The organism is Reticulibacter mediterranei (assembly GCF_016587455.1).
In genome coordinates this window covers 831,303-850,042 of sequence record NZ_BNJK01000001.1, presented here as the reverse complement: position 1 = coordinate 850,042, position 18,740 = coordinate 831,303, and the positions used below count along the sequence as shown (strand labels likewise).

Genomic DNA, 18,740 nt, shown 5'->3' with positions numbered 1-18,740 from the left:
TGAGGGCAAAAGCTAAGTCAAGGAGGGCATCTGCTTATGCACTTGCTTCATTCGCGTGATTCCTGGCACTACCGCCAGGGAGGAGGCGATCCAGCAGTCGATTTTTGCCTCTGGGTGTTGCAGCGTGATGGGCTACGTGTGCCACCATTCGACCAGCATCCAAACGGTGATGGCTCGTTACGCGCCCTCGGGCTGACCGTAGATGACTGGCAGACCTGGTTTCTGCGGACGCTTGACCCTACACAAAGCAACCAGGATGTGGAGCAGCTCCGGCAGCTTCAGCTGGCAGAGTACCTCAAGATCTCAGGGGAACCGGATCTGGAACATCTGGAGCGGCGCTACCGGGCCGAGCGGCTCAAGATCTCGACAGATCCACCTTTGCCCCCACCCCTGGAGTTTTCCCGGTATCAGGCTTCCTGGAAGGGGAGCATTGCCATTAGAAATAAGCTTATAGAGCTTGAGAAGTATTATAGACAAATCATACATCAGCGCGATAGGTGGAGAGAAGACGTGGAAAGGTCTCTCAGCCGGGAGGAACACAAAGCTGCCACATGGTTGTATGATGATTTGAAGCCCTATCACAAGCGTATTCCGCCGCTCTCCATCTGCTTTGCCACCTATGAGTCTCCGCTTGATTATCTCATTGCTCCAGCGACCCTCCTCGTCACGATCCAGGAAGGGCAACCAGGATGGCAGGAGTTTCGCAAGCGTGTTTTGGACGCGGTGGCCGAACTCGCCGCTCAAGCAGATCGACGACGGAGGCCATCTGCATATACCAGGATAGGAGGACGTATCGATCAATTGATCGCGTATCGGAGGTATCAACGCACATCGGTCCCCCCACCTCTCGCCAAGCTAGAGATGCCAAGGCTCGATGATCCGTTCCGGCAGATGATTATCGAGGAGTTGTGGGATGACCGCAGGCACCACGGACCAGTTGATCCAGAAACGATTCGCTTTTTGCGAGAGAAGCAGAGACCAGGGTGGAGGCTGTATGAGGTCACATTTCAGGAGTTTGATGGCGAACAGCATCGTCTCATTTTCATGCTCCAACAAAACGACGACGGTTCCTGGCGCTATCATGGCGGTGGCACCAGTTCAGACATGCAGAATCAGTGGTCGAAGGTCGTTGCACCTGTGCACGATCACCCGCTGCTGTTCCTCGGGACGCAGGGATTCATCATGGATAATCGGCAGTATTTGCACATCGCTCACGGTGATGTCATTGACAATGGTTTTCAAGTGGAGCGTGTGCGCTTGGTCAATGACGCGGGACAGGTGCTTGAAGATGTCGTGGAAGATGGCTATGTGTTCTTTGCCTGTAAGCTGGAGGAGCAGGTGCAATTGCCCATGCAAGCGGAACTCTACGATCGGCAAGGCAAGCTGGTGTGGCGGCAGAAGATCCCCGATCAGGGCTTGCCGCCCTGGTTGAAACTAAGATACCAGCGCTAGTATGACGTGAGTAGACCAGGAGCAGGTGACCCAGTAACAGCGGCCGTTGTCTTATCAGGGAATTCAGTATTCAGAGTAGATGTTGCATTCTTCTTGCGCAACAACAGACTGAATACTGTCCCTGATGATGTTCACTCTACCTCAATTTGCAGCGATTTTGCGGTCGTTAATTGTCAAATAAACTGTCACGCTCCAACAAAGGTGGGGCGTAGAACTCGCGAGGCAAGGTGGCAAGGGAGGTTAAGTGGGCAAACCTCTGAGGAAAAAGATGTATAGGGAATACACCGCTTCGACATTGCCATACGCTTCTATCCTTCCTCAAACGGCTTTTCACGCCGAATGAACGTTGTTGTGTTTGTCCACTATAGTAAGTAGTTGACTGCTATTACCTACCGTCTATGGTGTCAAAATTTCGTGTTCCCGGCGGCTCTCCATGCGCTCTGGGATGTATTAGGAAAGCGCATATGGGAGCCACATTGGGTTGCTGACAGTATACCTCATGAGATCCCTCTGACAAAAAACAGGGATATTGTTACATAGCTCTTACATCTGTTGCAAGAGCATTTGTTTTCCTGGCATTCGATTTGGTGAAGCGAGAAGAAAGCCACTCTTGTTTCCGGTGATTCATCAGCTGAAAGCGGGGAAACACGTTTTGTCATAGCGTAAAAGGCTCTAATGAGGTCATTAGCTCTCGAATAGAAAGATGTTATTCACGGTTTTTATCTAGAGCGTTCTCAATAATTTGTAGAGTAATCACTTTGTATTTCAGTATTATCTAGATCGTTAATAGTATTGAATATGTCTTTAGCATAAAGAAAACAGGCTAGCGCAAGATCATAATTTCCCCAGCTACGATTAAGCATACCAATATTAAACAAAGTCCAGCCTTCTCCCTGTGGGCTCATTGAAAGCCGATCTTGTCATAGGGAGAGAGGTGGAGCAAAGCATTGCTATATCGGGAGTACTCACCCCAACTCCGCGACGCCGTAACCGAGCTGTGGGACAAGAAAACCATCACTATACTCGCTGCCCAGGATGCCAGCGATGAAGCCCATCGAGAAGCGTCTCTCCAGATAGTGCCACTGGAACGGTACGAGCGAGAGATGGGAAGGAAACTGATTCATGTTGAACCCGCCCATCGGCCGGTCATACAGGGCGCGCCAGTTGCATTGCTCTTTGCGGGCAAAACCGTTTTTCGTCGCTGTATGAGCAAAGAAGGCCGTGATCCAACCGGTGATATACGGGCCACCTGATTTGTTATTGAGCTTGTAGAGAGACTTCCAGAAGAACTGTTCCTCTGGCACTGCTTCACCTTGAGTTGCTTGTCTCAAATTGGAGAGTACAGGCAACAGATCCTGGAAGTAAGTGCGTAGTCCGGTGAAGACCTGGGAGAGAGCCTGTGCCTGCTTGTATAGCATTTCCCAGTCGTGAGCCTCACCCTCCAGGCGGACAGATGGAATACCGCACAGAGATATAACCGAGTAGCGGTAGTAGGCGGATGCCTGGTCCATGAGGGAGACCAGCAGGACGGCCTCACCTTCAGGCGTCAGTGTGCTGAAAGGGGGTAAAAATAGACGGTGGGTCGAGGATGGGAGCGTCTGCCGCAAGGCATAATTAAAACGCTGGAGTGTTTGCCCCCAATCATTGTTGTCCATATCCGGGCACAGTTCGTCATCGCGCACCTCGATGGTCGTCTTCTCCTGGGGGTTGGCACCAAACTGGTGAGCATAGGCAGCCGGATTCTCTTTGATATGGATGGCAACTTCATAACAGATAACGTACCAGAGCAATTCAGGGCTGAGGGAGAGGGGCAGATGCAGGCTGAATGCCTTATGGACCGTAAGTATCAACTGGCTGAATGGCGGTGGTGTCTGCTCAGATCGGGCAGACTGCGCCCCTTTTTCCGAGTAAGTTAACTGAGTGCGGCTCAAGTAGCGAAGCTTGACGTTGGTGCCATTCGTCTTCGAGATGGTGTTGACGATAAATGGCTCGTTGGAGATAGAGTCCATTGTTTGCTGGAGGGCGGCAACCTCTGGAACCACAATAGTGCGCATACATACACCTTTCTATCTGTATTCATCAAGATGTTGCCAGCATAGAGCATGGTGGATCTTTTGTCTGTGAAATGGGCCACAGACCGTCATGTGTTCTGCCTCCTAATCGGCGAGCCGCATTGGTGCCAGACCACTTTTCGCGTTATGTCCCACACGACCCAACCTTCCGATACCTGGCCGAGGCATGCCGGCCACTCGCAGGTCAGGCGTTCAGCCCTGTGCTCCTTTGGCTTTTCAACCAGGCTTTCGTCAAGAGAAGATCAGGCGCGTCGGCTGATCTTTAAGAGGCAAGAGTCGGGTCGAGGATGTGAGCAAGATCCAAGAAGTTTTTTTACATCGAAGCCAGTAGAATAGAGGTACTGACAAATGAGAAAATCTACTCTCCCTCTGTGCTCTTTCCAACGCTAGAGGGGGAGGAAGGAAACATCTATGAACACACCTGATCAGCACCATTTCCCCACCATCAGCGACACCACCACGCTGCCTGCAATAGTTGACCGGGCCACCTGGCAGGCGGAACTGGACACGCTGCGCGTACGGGAAAAGGCGCACACCCGCGAAGGGGATGCGATCGCGGCAGCTCGCCGACGACTACCGATGGTGGAGGTAGACTCCTCTGTCAAGGTGATCGGCCCGCACGGACCGATCACCTTGCTCTCGGTCTTCGAGGGCCGCAGGCTTCTGATCGTCTACTATCACATGTGGCATACAGGTCAACCTGCCAGCGCCCAGTGCGAGGGCTGCACCTTCTCCACCACCCACATCAACGAGTTGTCCTATCTGCATTCCCGCGACGTAACCTATGCCACGTTCTGCGAAGGTCCGTACGAGGAGAGCGTACGTTACCGTGACTTCATGGGGTGGAACATCCCGTGGTACTCGGCGCAAGACGCAGCCTCCGCTCTGCTTGCCGAGTTCGGTAGGCTAGTATGCTACCTGCGGCACGGGGACCGCGTGTTCGAGACGTACTGGACCACCGGGCGCGGCAATGAAGTGATGGCACCGTCGTTCGGACTCCTGGATCTGACCGTCTATGGGCGACAGGAGACGTGGGAGGACTCACCTGCTGGCTGGCCGCAACTATGGGGAAAAAACACCAGCGAACCCAACTCCTTCCGTGTACATGGACGTCCCATCTCCCAATGGTCCCGGCTGGCAGCTGGACGCTCCGACGACCTGGGCTTGGAGGCTACCGTCACTGCCCCAAATGGCAACCCAAACCAGCCATGAGCCTCTACGCGCACTACCGATGTGGTGGTGACACGCCGCGCGGTGTCCAACTTACAGTGGGGACATGCATTTGGTGGAGGTCGCGTGTTGGAAGTCTATATTGCGGGGTATTCCCGACCGGTGTGGGTGGTGGAAAGGCGAGAGGGATGCGATGCGGATGAAACGCGCGACTGCGCATTACGCGCGAACGGTGGAAAATCAGCGGATTGGTGAACAGCAGTTCGAGGAGTCGCGCCTGTGCCGATTTTCGACCGTTCGCGCTGGAAACGGTCGAACGTTCATGCCATTTACCATACGAGCTTCACCAAGAGTGAGCCAGATAGGTATTTACAACTTTTATGATTCACCTGGGTCATTACTGTATACGTCAACAATTCGTGCAGGCTAGAGACGTATTTTTTGTGCGAAAAGACCTATTTTTGAGGTTATTTGGTGTCAATTGTGGTGTCATTCACAGGTACGCGGAGAAATTGAAGTGTCGTGAATACGCCTTACAAGCGATGTTATCTCATAAATGAAACATCTTTTGCGTTTAGCATAAAACAGATAGTTGCTATGTCCTGGAATTCCTATCGCAGAAACTTCTCAAATCTTACCTGCCTTGAGCGAGAAACCTCCCGTTTGTGTCTGCTATGAAGTCTTCTATTAGTTTCGGCAAAATTTAACGGCAATCACCTGTTTGTGTTCCAATAAGAAAAGTCGTGTGATAAAACGACATTCTGTAATCGTCTTATAATATAGCAATATAGTTAAGAAGTCTTGATCTACGAACATTATCAGCTAAACATAGCTGACGAGTAAAAATTAAGAAAAGTCGTGTGATAAAACAAAGTTCTGTAATCGTCTTATAGTATATCATTCTTAATGAGGGGACTCGATCGATGAGCACTCTGATCTATGCTCAACTAACGGGCAAACGCGAGGAGGCGATACCCAATACGAGCACTTCCACATCACCTCCTGGCGTCCAGAGCTATATGGACGTCCTGGCAGCATTAGTGCCTGCGGAGGTGCTGACCGTACATACGGTAGTACTTTCTTTCACAACGATGACAGAGAAGAACCAGGCTGGGGAGTTGGTAACGACAATTACACAGCCGGGGACTCTCAAATGGGTGTTTGTTGCCCTTCTCCTCTTAAGCATCTCATTATACTTCGTAGGCCACCGCAGTAGCTGGGATCGGTGGGATTTCATGCGCATGCTCATCCCACCACTTGCCTTCGTGGGCTGGACAATGTTGCAGAAGGCAACGGCATTCGACGCAATCGCACCAGACTTGGGGCAAGCAAGCAGGGATGCCATTGCAGTGATTGGTGCGGTCATCTTGGCCGTGATCGCCGCTCAGCTTGCGTATCAAGCCGACCAGAAGAAGCCGATTCCTGTCCAGCTACCAGAAGCTGTCCACGGAGACTGATACTTTCCATCCAGCTTGCTCAAATGTATTCTTCTGTGCTCGCGATGTTGAGTGGTGCCCAAATCGAGATGATTCTGTCACAGTAAACCAGTCCAGGTGTTACGAGAATACCCACAGTCAGTTTTACACTTGATGTATTGTCACAGACCTAAGTAGCGCCAGGTAAAATGCCTGGCTAGGTCAAAAAGATACGAGGAGGAATGTCATGGCTTACCGTGCTCTAGGAGCGATTCCCGATCACTATGACCCGCGCGATTATATCTTCGAGGCTGAGCCGCGCTTCTTCGCTATCGGCGCGATCCCCCCTCAGATCGACATGCGTAATTGGTGTAGTCCTGTACGTGACCAGGGTCAGCAGGGTTCATGCACCGGCTTCGCCATCACCGCTCTTCGCGAATTCTTGGAGATCAAGAGCGGCATACCCAATCCGTGGATTCTACTCTCCCCAGCCTTTGAGTACTATCAAGAACGCCAGTTGGAAGGAACTACTAGTAACTGCCAAGCAGGTGCGATGATCCGCGATGGTCTGAAAGTGCTGAAGAACCTTGGTGTCTGCTCAGATGAAGATGCTCCTTACAGCGACAAAACCTGCTCGGAGCCATCGGAGCAGGCCGACATTGACGCTACCCAATTCAAGATCCGCACTTTCCACCGAATCGCGACGCTGGGTGGGTTGAAACAGGCATTAGCGGGAGGAAGTGGTTGCGTATTGGGTATTGCGGTCTACGAAAGCTTCGAGTCTCCCCTGAACGGGCATATCCCCATGCCTCAGCCAGGCGAACAACTCCTGGGTGGACACGCTTTGTTCTGTTGTGGATACCACGATGATGGACAGTATGATGGTGGCGGTTATCTGATCGTGAAGAACAGTTGGGGAACAGACTTCGGCGATAAAGGCTACATCTACCTGCCCTATGCCTACGTGAGGCCACGATTGATGAGTGACATATGGATGGCAAGCTTGTAAGGACGTACCGCGAGCAGGACGATAATACCATCGCCTTGCTCGCCACCGGTGATGTGTTCCAGATCCGCCTGACCGGGAATCCCACGACGGGCTATCGGTGGCACCTTATCAACTGGGACCACTCAATCTTGCAGCGAATGCGCGATGAGTTTCAAACACCCGGCACACTAAGTCCTGGCACGGGTGGCGAACATGTGTGGGAGTTTGTCGTCCGTGCCCCCGGCCAATGTTTACTTCAATTGGCTTATCGTCGGCGCTGGGGAGCAACCATACCCACGAAAAGTTTCTCGTTGCATATTTCTGCCACGTGACAATTCTCTAGCTTTATCCGTAATTTGTAATGCATTAGTGTTCTAGCCTTCTCTGCTTGCCTGGCAGTCCGCTTGCCTATGCGACAGGCGTCTGACCGACCGGTTCGTGATGCCCTGACCATCTCCCCTCAGCATGGACACGCGGACTGCCATACTCCACGAATTCAGGGGAAGTTCAGTCTCAGCAACAGCGAGTAGCAAGCCTTTGGAGAGGCTTCTTCAGGATTATAAGATTTCTATATAGCCTTCTGTTCCATTCACGCGAATTCGTTCCCCATCTTTTATCAATTTGGTAGCACTTTCCACTCCGATAACTGCTGGTAAGCCATATTCACGTGCGATAACTGCTCCATGAGTCATCAGTCCACCAACTTCGGTGACCAGGCCTTTTATGGATACAAACAACGGGGTCCAGCTAGGGTCAGTAAACGTGGTGACTAATATATCTCCATCTTCTAGATCAGCATCTTCCATGCTTAAGATGACACGTGCGCGTCCCTCTATAACTCCAGAAGAAACAGGCAGACCTACAATTGCTTTGGCTGGGAGATTTTCCCGTTTGTACTCACCGGCAATGATTTCACCATCAGATGTGAGAACACGTGGAGGGGTGAGTTTTTCATAGCGTTTGTACTCGTCTTTTCGTTGGCCGATGATCTGGTAATCCAGTTTATTTGTGTGTACGACTTCGCGAAGTTCTTGAAAAGTGAGATAGTAGATATCTTCTTTTTTATGAATAACGTTGGCTTGTACGAGTTGTTCGGCTTCTTTCAGTAAAGCTTGCTTATAAACGGAGTAGCGATGAATCATGCTGTATTTTGGATATTCACGATACCCGATGAAATTCCGAACGAGGCTGATCATTCGTTTTGTTTCTTTGGCTTTTTGTTCACCATCCGGTAATTGCTTCAATCGATCTAATAACTCTTGTTCTTTTTTCAATGCTTCCTGTCGCCCTTGCTCAAATTTCCGATTGCTGGCATTTGGCTCAAAGTTTTTGATGTTACTGAGAATCATGGGGACAAGTGTCATTGGCTTCTCGCTCCAACGAGTTCTCGTAATATCGATTTCTCCGACACATCGCATTCCGTATTTGTTAAGAAAAGCAGAGATAGCGTTCTGGGTTTTCTGTCCACCATCAAACTTAACTAGTTCACCTAGAAAGTTATCATCTTTTACCTGTTGTAAATACTCAATTACTTTTGGATAAGGGCGAATCACATCTGCGACATCCAATAGCGCCAGGCCCATTTCCGAAGTAATATTGTTTGGTACAGATTGAGAAAGCGTATCTGCTACGTTTTTTTCACCTAACCACTTGTTCATTTTTTCATTGATCCATGATGAAGCATTCATAGCAGTCATAAACACGCCAAAACTTTGTGGATCAGATAAAATCATCTTTAATTGCCGGATATCTTCCAGAATAAAATCAATCAGATCCGATCCTGATTTCGTTTGGATGTTCTGTTTTAACTCTTCTATTGATGTTTGACTCCTCTTAATCAAATCAGAAACAATTGTCGGATCGTATTCGTTTAGTGTTTGAAAATCTTTGGGCGATATACCTTTATTGCTTTTACCGGGACTCAGTTCTTTTTTATCATGTGGTAACGATTGTATGAAATCTCCTCGCTCTATGATGGTCATAAGTGCGTCTTTTATGAGCGGATCGGATTTTCCCAGGACATCTACTATAACTTCTCTGCTAACAGGTGAAGCCAGATCATGTGTGATATCAACAAACAACCTTCCACCTGCTTTGTACATGGGTCGGGCAGCTGTTAGCTGCCATAAAGACAATCCTAATGGTTTCATAGGGTCAGTCATCATTTGTTGATGACCGACAGATACATAAACGTGATTTTCTTGATCATTCGCTTCAGGGATGGGGTATAAAGTGGTGATTGGCCGACTCTGGACAATGTAAAATGTATCATCAACCAAACACCATTCGATGTCCTGGGGATAGCCGAAATGTTCTTCGATCTTGCTGCCCAGGTGTTCAAGCCGTAATATCTGCTCATCCGTCAGCGCTTGCTTATTCTGCTTCTCAGGCTCAATCTCCTGTTCTTTCGTACCGCCATCTTTTAAAGCATACATAGCCAGCTTCTTGGGAGATATCTTCTTATCGATAATCTTGCCGTTACGCACTTTATAGATATCAGTATTCATCAGACCGGAGACCAATGCTTCTCCAAGTCCGAAACTGGCATCGATGGATAACACCTTCCTGTTAGAAGTGACGGGATCGGCAGTAAACAAAATGCCTGCCGCCTGTGGGAAAACCATCTTCTGAACAACCACAGATAGATAGATTTTACGGTGGTCGAAGCCGTTTTGAAGGCGGTAAGTTACTGCCCTCTCGGTAAATAGCGATGCCCAGCACTTGCTGATATGCTTGAGGATTGATTCCTTTCCGATAATATTCAAATATGTATCCTGCTGGCCTGCAAAGGAAGCCGCCGGTAAATCCTCGGCAGTTGCGCTGGATCGTATTGCATAGGCATTTTTTTCACTAAGCCTGGAGAGATGGTGGATGATCTCTTCATGAATGTCTTGAGGGATGGCTATCTCTTCGATAACCCTGCGAATCTCACTGCTCAGTTCACCGATTTTATCTCGGTCTTCCACCTTTAAAAGCGCTAACTGATCAAGTAGTTCGTTTATCGACGACGTTTCCCCAATAAATCTTTTAAAGGCCTCAGTAGAAATACAAAAGCCATCTGGTACGTGTATTCCTTCAATCTTGGAGAGTTCCCCCAGGTTCGCGCCTTTTCCCCCGACAACCATGAGGTTTGTTTTGTCAATATCCTGAAAACCAAGCACATAGGAACTCATATGTTTGCCTCCTTTGGCAATTCCTTCTTTGATAATTTTGACGACATCCTTCGAACTAACACGATTTACCGGAGGGCGCAAGACGTGCATCGCTTCCGTCTGAGTATAGGGGAAGGAACGCCAAAAAAAATCGTCCAAAAAGTCAATGTGCGGGTAGACAAGAGGTGGTACAATTAAAGTGGAAATAAGCGAGCTTGTTTTTGAGATCAGAGAACACCCACTTCTCCCCCTCTATGTGCCCTCTTTAGAGTAGCGCACACCTTTCCCTTGAATAGATGAGAATGTCCTCTTGCGCCTGGCGAAGCCGTAGCCATGATAGGAAGCGCAATTATGTCATTGTGCAGTTTCTTCTCCAGATCGGTCTGTGTTTGGATGAGTGCAGCCCGCTGATGCTCTCAGATATCTCTGCTGAGGAACGCAGCGGGCGATAGTATACCGCATCTTCGGCCATGCCATTGGGAAAAAGCCAATCCTGTTGACAACAAGTGGTCAAAGGAGGGCACGTGCCAAATAACAAAATTGAAGCTTTTTAGCAAGTATGTACGTGTGATTATCTGTTAGATCCATTTTATTAGACTATTTCTGATATATCTCTCTCTCAATTGATGAGGTGTAGATATGAAACATATCATTAGTTTGGGTGAACTCCTCATCGATTTCATTCCGATGAAACAAGTACAACTGGAAGAGGCCTGTTATGTTCCTCATGCTGGGGGAGCAGCAGCAAACGTTGCAGTCGCGATCGCACGTCTAGGTGGGTTGGTACGATTTATAGGGGCGTTCTCTGAAGATCAGTTTGGTCAACTATTGATACAGAAACTCGTCGATAACAATGTTGATGTTGGTTATAGTCATTTGGTCAGAGAGGTGCCGACTACAGTCGCGTTGGTGACTTTATACCCTGACGGGCAAAGACATTTTACCTTCTTTCGAGAGCAGACTGCCGATAGTCAGTTACGAGCCGAAGGCTTGAATTGGGATGCCTGGAATGATGTTGCTGTTTGTCATGTGGGCGGTGTTTTACTTTCCACTGAACCAGGGCGATCCGCGACTCTTGCTGCGATTGAACATACCCATCAGGTTGGATCTCTTGTGTCATTTGATGTCAATATCCGTCCGACTCTTTGGGATTCATCCTCTGCTATACGCAACATTATAATGAATGTTACTGAACAGGTCGATATCCTCAAACTGAGTATAGAAGAGGCTGAATTTCTCATAGCCAATAAAGAGGAGTTTGCATCAAACGCTTTAGAGTTAAGCAAGCTCAAAAAATTAGGAGAAGCATTTTTAGAGAAGGGGCCAGACTTTGTCATTATCACCCTCGGTTCTCGTGGTGCCTTGTTATTCACTCACAAACATCAGATAGAAGTACCAGCGATGCAGGTTGCTCCGATAGATACCACTGGAGCGGGTGATGCGTTTATGGGGGCAATTTTGTACCAACTCGTCCAACAAGGTATAAATACACCGGAGGATCTGCTCACACTTTCAGAGTACGAAATAAGTAATTTGGGGAAACTTGCAAGTCTTGTAGCTGGATTGAGCTGTACCCGGTACGGCGGTTGTTCGTCATTTCCTTACATGCATGAAATTTGTAGCGTGATGGATGCACAAAAGAAAGCATCGATATCGTCAGCTGACCAGGGATGAAGTACATCAATTGATCGCAAATGCGACTGATGTGGATTGTTTACTCTCAATGCCAGGTACTTGTGGCGCTCTTTTGTAGTAGTGACTCTTCGTAACGATTCACTTTGTATATAGCTTTGAATTTGGCATACACGTAGTGAATGCATAAGCCTTGCCTACTGCAAAGGAGCAGCGTATGTCCAGAATTTTCAAGACACCTTTCACTCTTTCTACTGTAGTTGCATTTTCTCTCGTGGCCTTCATTATTGGTATTCTGGCCTCTCGTCTGTTCGGTGCGCCCACATTACATGCGAGTGCTGCGAATTCTGTTGCTTCGAACAAGCGCGTAGATGTCATCGTGAAGGCGACTGACTCTCAGTTCTGGCAAGCTATGTTAGCAGGTTCCCAGGCGGCAGGTAAGGACTGGGGGCTTCAGGTTGGCCTCTTCGGGGCTACATCTGAAGCTGATGTTTCTGATCAGACACGCCTGGTTGAAAACTCGATTTCGCGTAATGTAGATGCCATCGTGCTTGCGCCATCCTCCTCACAAGCACTCGATGGGGTCATCTCACGGGCGCGCAGCCAGAACATTAAACTCATTACAGTTGATACGCGTGCCACCGTTCCCAGCGATGGTTTTATCGGGACGGATAATGTAAAAGCGGGTGCTCAGGCAGCAGATAGACTTGGGGCGTTGCTCCAAAGCAAAGGTGTCACCTCTGGTCAAATACTCATCGAATCGTCAGTCGCGGGTGTCCAGTCATTGGTGGATCGCGATAATGGATTCCAGAACCAGTTGAAAGCCCGTTTTCCAGGTTTACAGGTTACTGCTCATCGTTACAATAACAATGATACGGCTACAGCGCTTTCTCAGACAAATGATGTGCTTTCCGCTAATTCTAGCCTCGTTGGAATCTATGCCGATAACAATGTTTCTGCTGATGGTGTGGCGCAGTCCATACGGGAGAATAAAGCCCAGGATCGTGTCGTTGCTGTTGGTTTTGATTCTGATCCTCAAGAGGTCGCGGCATTAAAGGATGGCACGTTGAAGGCTATTCTGGTTCAGAATCCCTATTACTTTGGGTATCAAGGAGTTTTATCTGCTGCTATGGCAGCTCAAGGAAAGTACGCTCCACCTAGTCTGGACCCGGGGGCAATTCTAGTGGATTCAAGCAATATGAATACTCCCGCGATTCAGAAGTTGTTGAATCCTCCTACTACGAAGGGAGGATCGTAATATGGCGGCTTCAACGTTACCACCACTCGTTCAGATGAAGCATGTCTCTAAGTCGTTTGGTCCAGTTCAGGTACTCAAGGATGTTTCCCTTGAAATGTATCGAGGAGAGGTTCTTTGTCTGGCAGGAGAAAATGGGGCGGGCAAATCTACACTGATTAAAATCCTGACAGGGGCTATCTCTCGCGATGGTGGTGAGTACCTCATTGATGGGCAGAATGTTGGCTCGCCAACACCTGCCCAGGCCAGGGAGCTTGGCGTTGGTGTTGTCTATCAAGAATTGAGTTTACTGCCCGAAGTTTCCGTTGAGGAAAATCTGCTTATGGGGCATCTACCAGCTCTCAGAGGGGTCATCAACAGGAAGGAACTGCGTACTCGTGCGGTTAGCATGCTTGAGCGAGTTGGCTTAAACAGGGTTGATCCTGCTACTCACGTCTCCGATCTGTCTCTGGCTACTCGTCAGATGGTAGAGATCGCCAAGGTACTGGGGGCCGACGCGCGTATCGTCATTTTTGACGAGCCAACGACAGCGCTTTCTGATGACGATGCACAGTACCTTTTGCGACTCATTCAACACCTCAAGAGGGAAGAAGGTGTTGCCATTCTTTACGTCACGCATCGTCTCGAAGAGATCTTTGAAATCGGGGATCGTATCACCGTATTACGTGATGGACAATTTGTTACTACGGGTTTGACGAGCGAATTTACGCATGATACGTTGATTCGTTCGATGGTAGGACGCCAGATAGAGGCGCTTTACCCGCAAAGAGAGCAAAAGCAACTTGGGAAAATATTATTATCGGTTCAGGGTCTTCGTTTGCAGGGTAGCCCTTATCCCATTAGCTTTGATGTTCATGCTGGAGAGATCGTTGGATTGGGTGGGCTGGTGGGTGCGGGTCGTACCGAAACAGTACGTGCCATTTTTGGTGCCGATCCTATTGACGCTGGAAAGGTGTACGTTGATGGCACCCTCCTTCATTCGCGGTCCCCTGCTCAGGCGGTGGATGCTGGTCTTGGATTACTGACGGAAGATCGTAAAGAGCTAGGCATCCTGGCAGACCTCTCACTGCGGGAAAACGTGACCATTGCGGATCTGGCCGCTGTTTCTAAGCTTGGCGTCATCTCACGCAAAAAAGAGGTCTCTTTGTTTCGACAACTGGTGCCTCGCTTACGTTTACGGTATCACTCAAGTGAGCAGACTATCTCATCGCTCTCCGGTGGAAATCAGCAGAAGGTATTGTTAAGTCGTTGGCTGGCAACGAAGGCAAAGGTCCTGCTACTGGACGAGCCAACGAAGGGCGTTGATGTTGGGGCCAAAGCAGATATCTATCAGATTATCGGTGATCTGGCCTCGCAAGGTTTGGGAATCGTCGTCGTCTCATCGTATTTGCCCGAATTGCTCGGCATCTGTGATCGTGTGATCATTCTTCATGATTTTGGAGTTACCGGCGAACTTCCGATTGAAAAGGCGACGGAAGAAGCTGTACTCCATCTGGCAAGTAGCGCTCCTATTTCTACCCCTGCATAGCAGAGAGGAGACATGTCATGGCATCTTCTAGCATTCCTCCTACCTCGCAAGAGCCTATAAAGACAAAACAACAGGGGCAAGTGGAAGAACAGCGAATCCCAATCAGTCTGGGAAGGGAAAGTGGTGGTATCCTGGTGCTGCTGATCTTCATTGCTGTGCTTATGCTGGCAACAAGCAGTTTTCTCACCTGGACGAATCTCGATAACCTTGTTCGACAAGTAGCTGTATTTGCGATTCTTTCAATCGGTCAGCTTTTTGTTATCCTGACTGGCGGTATTGATCTGTCAGTGGGTTCTGTTCTTGGTTTAAGCGGAGGCGTGACGGCACTACTGCTCATAGCCAAAGTACCTATTCCGCTGGCTATTCTGGCAGGATTAGCTATTGGAGTGTTTACAGGTTTGCTCAATGGTATGCTCGTGGCATATCTTAAACTCCCTCCTTTTATTGCTACCCTGGGCATGCTTGGCGTTGCCCGAGGATTGGTTCTCCTTTTAACCGGAGCCAAAACCATTGCACCCCTTGCTGACAGCTTCAATGCTATTGCGAATGGCTTTTTCTTGGGATTGCCCAGTCTGTTCTGGATACTGCTCCTGGTTGCCGTCGTAGCCGCTTTCGTACTCGAAAGAACAGTTTTTGGGCGCTATGTCTACGCTGTTGGCTCTAATGCTGAGTCTGCACGCCTCTCCGGTGTACCGGTAAATATTGTGCTTATCGCGGTGTATTGTATTAGCGGTTTACTAGCAGGATTGGCTGGTGTCCTGACCACATCTCGTCTCGGTGCGGGTATTCCGACCGCCGGAACGGGATATGAATTGCAGGCGATTGCCGGTGCAGTCATCGGTGGTGCGAGTCTCTCAGGAGCAAAAGGCCGGGTGAGTGGGGCCGTAATAGGTGCCCTTATTATGGCGATGTTGGCAAATGGAGGCAACTTGCTTGCCATCGATCCATTCTACCTGCAAATTGCTATCGGCTTACTCATTATCCTGGCAGTGTACTTTGATCACTTGCAAGGACGTACCATTAGCTTTGTGCGCCGTCCATCGTAGTCGGAGAGTGTTATTTCCCTGATCATAGTCCATTGCGATGAAATAAAGCAGAGTCTGGCTGGTATGCTAGTGAACGTTCGCGACTTGATCGAGCAACCGATCAAGTCGCGAACGTTCATCTCTTATGCTGATGCTAACCGTTTGATTACTTGTTTTGCTCAGCATTACCATATGCAGTAGCCTTCAGAGATGTGTTGGGTAAGTTTGGGAAGATGAGAACAGGATTTTTTGAGAGAAATGTGCTTCTTTGGATGGATGTCGGGAAGGAGAGAAAGATGTAGAGTGGAAGCATATGCGAGGCCAGTCTAAAAGATGGAGGATAGAATATGACCATTGCGAGAAAGCTATTTGGGCGCACAGGCCATCTAAGTTCACGCGTGATCTTTGGGGCAGCTGCTCTTGCTCCGCAGACGCAAGCTGAGGCAGATCAAACATTAGAGATGCTGTTGCGTTATGATATCAATCATATTGATGTCGCAGCGGGTTATGGTGATGCGGAACTGCGCCTGGCTCCCTGGATGGCACACTATCGCACGCAATTTTTTCTGGCGACGAAAACGGGTCAGCGAACGGCGCAGGCGGCGAAGGAGGAGTTACACCGTTCATTGGAACGGATGCAGGTGGACTATGTGGATCTCTGGCAGTTTCATGGTCTGGTTGATCCGATTGAGTGGGATATTGCGTTAAGTCCTGGTGGAGCAATTGAGGCAGCAGTTGAGGCAAAGGCACAGGGGCTAGTGAAGGCTATTGGTATTACCGGGCACGGGACACAGATTGCCGCCACACACCGGCGCAGCCTTGAGCGCTTCGATTTCGATTCGGTGTTGCTGCCTTATAATTATCTCACGATGCAGCGTTCCTATTACCGCGAAAACTTCAATGCGCTGGTTGCGACCTGCCAGCAGCGCAACATCGCTGTTCAGACGATCAAGTCTGTGGCACAGCGTCATTGGATGGGGCGTGAGAAGACGACAACGACATGGTATCAAGCATTAGAGACGCAGGCAGATGTAGATCTGGCTGTCCACTGGGCATTAAGTCGGCCAGAAATCTTTGTGATTACGGCAAGTGACGTGGTTCTAGCTGCAAAGATGCTCGATGCTGCCGACCGCTTCAATGTCAGTCAGGTTCCAACGGATGAAGCGATGCAGCAGATGGTTGAACGAGTAGGGATGGAGCCGCTGTTTGTATAGAGGTTTGAGTTATGTGGACGGCTTAACAGTAATGGTTCCAGCACTATCTATCTGGATAGCAACTGGTGGCAAAGGGGTATCGGTTGGTCCGCTTAGGACAGCGGCTGCATGCGCTGGATCAAATTCTGCTCCATGACAGGGGCAGATCAAATGTTGAGTTCCTTGATCATAATCAACCGTGCAGCCTGCGTGCGTGCAAAGCGCATCAAAGGCGACAAATTTGCCGTCGCTCAAATGGATCAGGATACCATCATCGCTATTTGTGGGGAGCGTGAATGGAACAGCGCTGTTGAGCGGAACCTTGCTGATATGAGCAATAACGGCTGGTTGCCCTGATGTTGTTGGCGATCCCGTTTGGGGAGTGCTTTGCCCGCCAGAAGCCGTGGTCGCAGTTCTCTCCTGTTCATTATCATCGCGATGGCGGCGTGTTGTTCCTTCTCCCGTTTCCTGAGTTTGTTGCGGCGTAGAGGCGGGCAGAACCTGTACTTCATCTGGCGTATGATCGCGGAAGGCGGAGAAGACGCTCCAGACTGCTGCGAGGCCGAATAATGTTAGAGGCAGGGAGGTCAAATTGCGCAGTGTGCGTCTTCTGGATAGCGAGAGTTCTCCCGCATTGTTTATTTGTTGTTGCGTTGAGCCTTCTTTGAGCATGGATTTGTGAGTGCGAACGAGAGGGCGTGGGATACCTAATATGATGGATAAGAGCGTTGCTAATCTTCTATGTCGTTTGATGGGAGCTGTTTTCATCACCGAGGCGGTTAGTGCCGAATCAATAGTGGGATACCCGCAATTGATTGGTCCTGCCAGCAAAAGTGTTAACCAGCAGAAGACAAAAACAATATCCGCGCCATAAAAGTAGGGAAAGACGTGCCAGCTTGCAGAGAAGAAGAAGACAAGGCTCAGTAACAGGCCGAAAAAGGCAGCAGGACGCAACAGCAGCCCAAAAAGTGCGCCGAGGCCAATAGCAATCTCGCCATTGATCACGAGTAAACCGGCGGCTAAAGCATGAGAGGCAAGCAGCCCTATAAAAAGATCATGTAAAGGTGAGTCGTGAGCAAAACCAATAATTTGTTTGCCAATATAGCCTGGAGCCGAGGAGTTGAAGAATTGTGGGTCGGTTAATTTCTGGATACCAGCATAGACAAAGGTTATACCTAGAAAAAGACGAAGTGGTATGAGGTCTCGACGAAAAGATATACTCTTGTCCAGAGGTATTTTCTTTTGCGTAGTGGTTTGAGTTGTTTTTTGTTTCATCTTCTATCCTGAACATACTAAGCAAGAAATTTACATCTGTGGAAGTATACGATGGTTTTGTGAGAATCTCGTTAGAATTTGACAGTACAAAGCTGTATCTTTTCTAAAGAAATGCTTGAATATATGTTTAGAAAATAGATGTAATATTAGCGTTAGTATATTGTTGCGAGAGGCATGCCTATTGGTTCAAATATTCATGCGAGCAAGCGTTCATCTAGTAGTCCCTGTTTGTTCAATTTGGAGAGAGGAAGGCCATCGCATGAAGTTTGAGGGTACATCATATCGAATGCGCGTGTTGGGTTTTGCCAGTGGAGATCCTCGCTTTTCTGGACAAAATCCACAATATCCGGGACCATATGGTCCACATCAACCATATTCTCCTGGACCGTCACAGCAATGGCCTTCACAGAGTCAGCAATGGTGTGCTCTTGTTGTATTGTGATGGCCGAGAGCAATCGCGAGATGGTAATATCAGCAGTATGAGAGCTATTGCCTGGTCCAATGATGATCGGCGTGTTGTCATGATTGGGACAGGTCGTATTCTTGTCTGGCAACTTCCCTGATATATTAACGTCCCTGCTCT

At 49.0% G+C, this 18,740-nt stretch carries 14 protein-coding genes; 10 read left to right on the top strand and 4 right to left on the bottom strand.

The features are described 5' to 3' along the window. Positions 1–36: 36 nt before the first annotated feature. Positions 37–1,452, top strand: coding sequence for a hypothetical protein (locus tag K3T83_RS03845; RefSeq protein ID WP_220201656.1), 1,416 nt, complete (start codon positions 37–39; stop codon positions 1,450–1,452). A gap of 965 nt (positions 1,453–2,417) precedes the next feature. Here K3T83_RS03845 and K3T83_RS03840 read toward each other — a convergent pair. Next, positions 2,418–3,506 carry a DUF4419 domain-containing protein gene (locus K3T83_RS03840; RefSeq protein ID WP_220201655.1) on the bottom strand — a complete coding sequence of 363 codons (1,089 nt, stop codon included), beginning with the start codon at positions 3,504–3,506 and terminating at the stop codon, positions 2,418–2,420. Positions 3,507–3,935: 429 nt separating this feature from the next. On the opposite strand from K3T83_RS03840, the gene K3T83_RS03835 reads away from it, so the two are divergent. From K3T83_RS03835 to K3T83_RS03820, 4 genes are all read left to right on the top strand, one after another. Further along, positions 3,936–4,736: a DUF899 family protein gene (locus K3T83_RS03835; RefSeq protein ID WP_220201654.1), complete on the top strand. Its 801-nt coding sequence runs from the start codon at positions 3,936–3,938 to the stop codon at positions 4,734–4,736. 881 nt (positions 4,737–5,617) lie between these two features. After that, the gene (locus K3T83_RS03830) at positions 5,618–6,151 is read left to right on the top strand and encodes a hypothetical protein (RefSeq protein ID WP_220201653.1); all 534 of its coding nucleotides are present in this window, start codon (positions 5,618–5,620) and stop codon (positions 6,149–6,151) included. Between the two features lie 205 nt (positions 6,152–6,356). Continuing rightward, complete coding sequence (locus K3T83_RS03825) at positions 6,357–7,118, top strand: C1 family peptidase (protein ID WP_220201652.1); 762 nt, start codon at positions 6,357–6,359, stop codon at positions 7,116–7,118. Further along, on the top strand, positions 7,100–7,429 hold the full coding sequence (locus K3T83_RS03820; RefSeq protein ID WP_220201651.1) for a protease inhibitor I42 family protein: 330 nt from the start codon (positions 7,100–7,102) through the stop codon (positions 7,427–7,429). The genes K3T83_RS03825 and K3T83_RS03820 overlap by 19 nt, the downstream gene beginning before the upstream one ends. Positions 7,430–7,654: 225 nt before the next feature. Here the strand turns inward: K3T83_RS03820 and ppsA are convergent, their stop codons facing one another. Then, the gene (ppsA, locus tag K3T83_RS03815) at positions 7,655–10,270 is read right to left on the bottom strand and encodes a phosphoenolpyruvate synthase (RefSeq protein WP_220201650.1); all 2,616 of its coding nucleotides are present in this window, start codon (positions 10,268–10,270) and stop codon (positions 7,655–7,657) included. 618 nt (positions 10,271–10,888) lie between these two features. Between ppsA and K3T83_RS03810 the strand changes: the two genes are divergently transcribed. The 5 genes from K3T83_RS03810 (at position 10,889) to K3T83_RS03790 (ending at position 16,903) form a co-directional block, all read left to right on the top strand. Next, positions 10,889–11,923, top strand: a complete 1,035-nt coding sequence (locus tag K3T83_RS03810; protein WP_220201649.1) for a carbohydrate kinase family protein — start codon at positions 10,889–10,891, stop codon at positions 11,921–11,923. 175 nt (positions 11,924–12,098) lie between these two features. Further along, complete coding sequence (locus K3T83_RS03805) at positions 12,099–13,139, top strand: ABC transporter substrate-binding protein (RefSeq protein WP_220201648.1); 1,041 nt, start codon at positions 12,099–12,101, stop codon at positions 13,137–13,139. A gap of 1 nt (position 13,140) precedes the next feature. Then, on the top strand, positions 13,141–14,664 hold the full coding sequence (locus K3T83_RS03800) for a sugar ABC transporter ATP-binding protein (protein WP_220201647.1): 1,524 nt from the start codon (positions 13,141–13,143) through the stop codon (positions 14,662–14,664). 17 nt (positions 14,665–14,681) lie between these two features. After that, positions 14,682–15,710: an ABC transporter permease gene (locus tag K3T83_RS03795; RefSeq protein ID WP_220201646.1), complete on the top strand. Its 1,029-nt coding sequence runs from the start codon at positions 14,682–14,684 to the stop codon at positions 15,708–15,710. Between the two features lie 326 nt (positions 15,711–16,036). Then, positions 16,037–16,903 carry an aldo/keto reductase gene (locus tag K3T83_RS03790; protein WP_220201645.1) on the top strand — a complete coding sequence of 289 codons (867 nt, stop codon included), beginning with the start codon at positions 16,037–16,039 and terminating at the stop codon, positions 16,901–16,903. Between the two features lie 9 nt (positions 16,904–16,912). Here K3T83_RS03790 and K3T83_RS03785 read toward each other — a convergent pair whose 3' ends face one another. Continuing rightward, positions 16,913–18,157, bottom strand: coding sequence for a TQO small subunit DoxD (locus K3T83_RS03785; protein ID WP_220201644.1), 1,245 nt, complete (start codon positions 18,155–18,157; stop codon positions 16,913–16,915). A gap of 194 nt (positions 18,158–18,351) precedes the next feature. After that, positions 18,352–18,711, bottom strand: a complete 360-nt coding sequence (locus K3T83_RS03780) for a hypothetical protein (RefSeq protein WP_220201643.1) — start codon at positions 18,709–18,711, stop codon at positions 18,352–18,354. Positions 18,712–18,740: the final 29 nt, after the last annotated feature.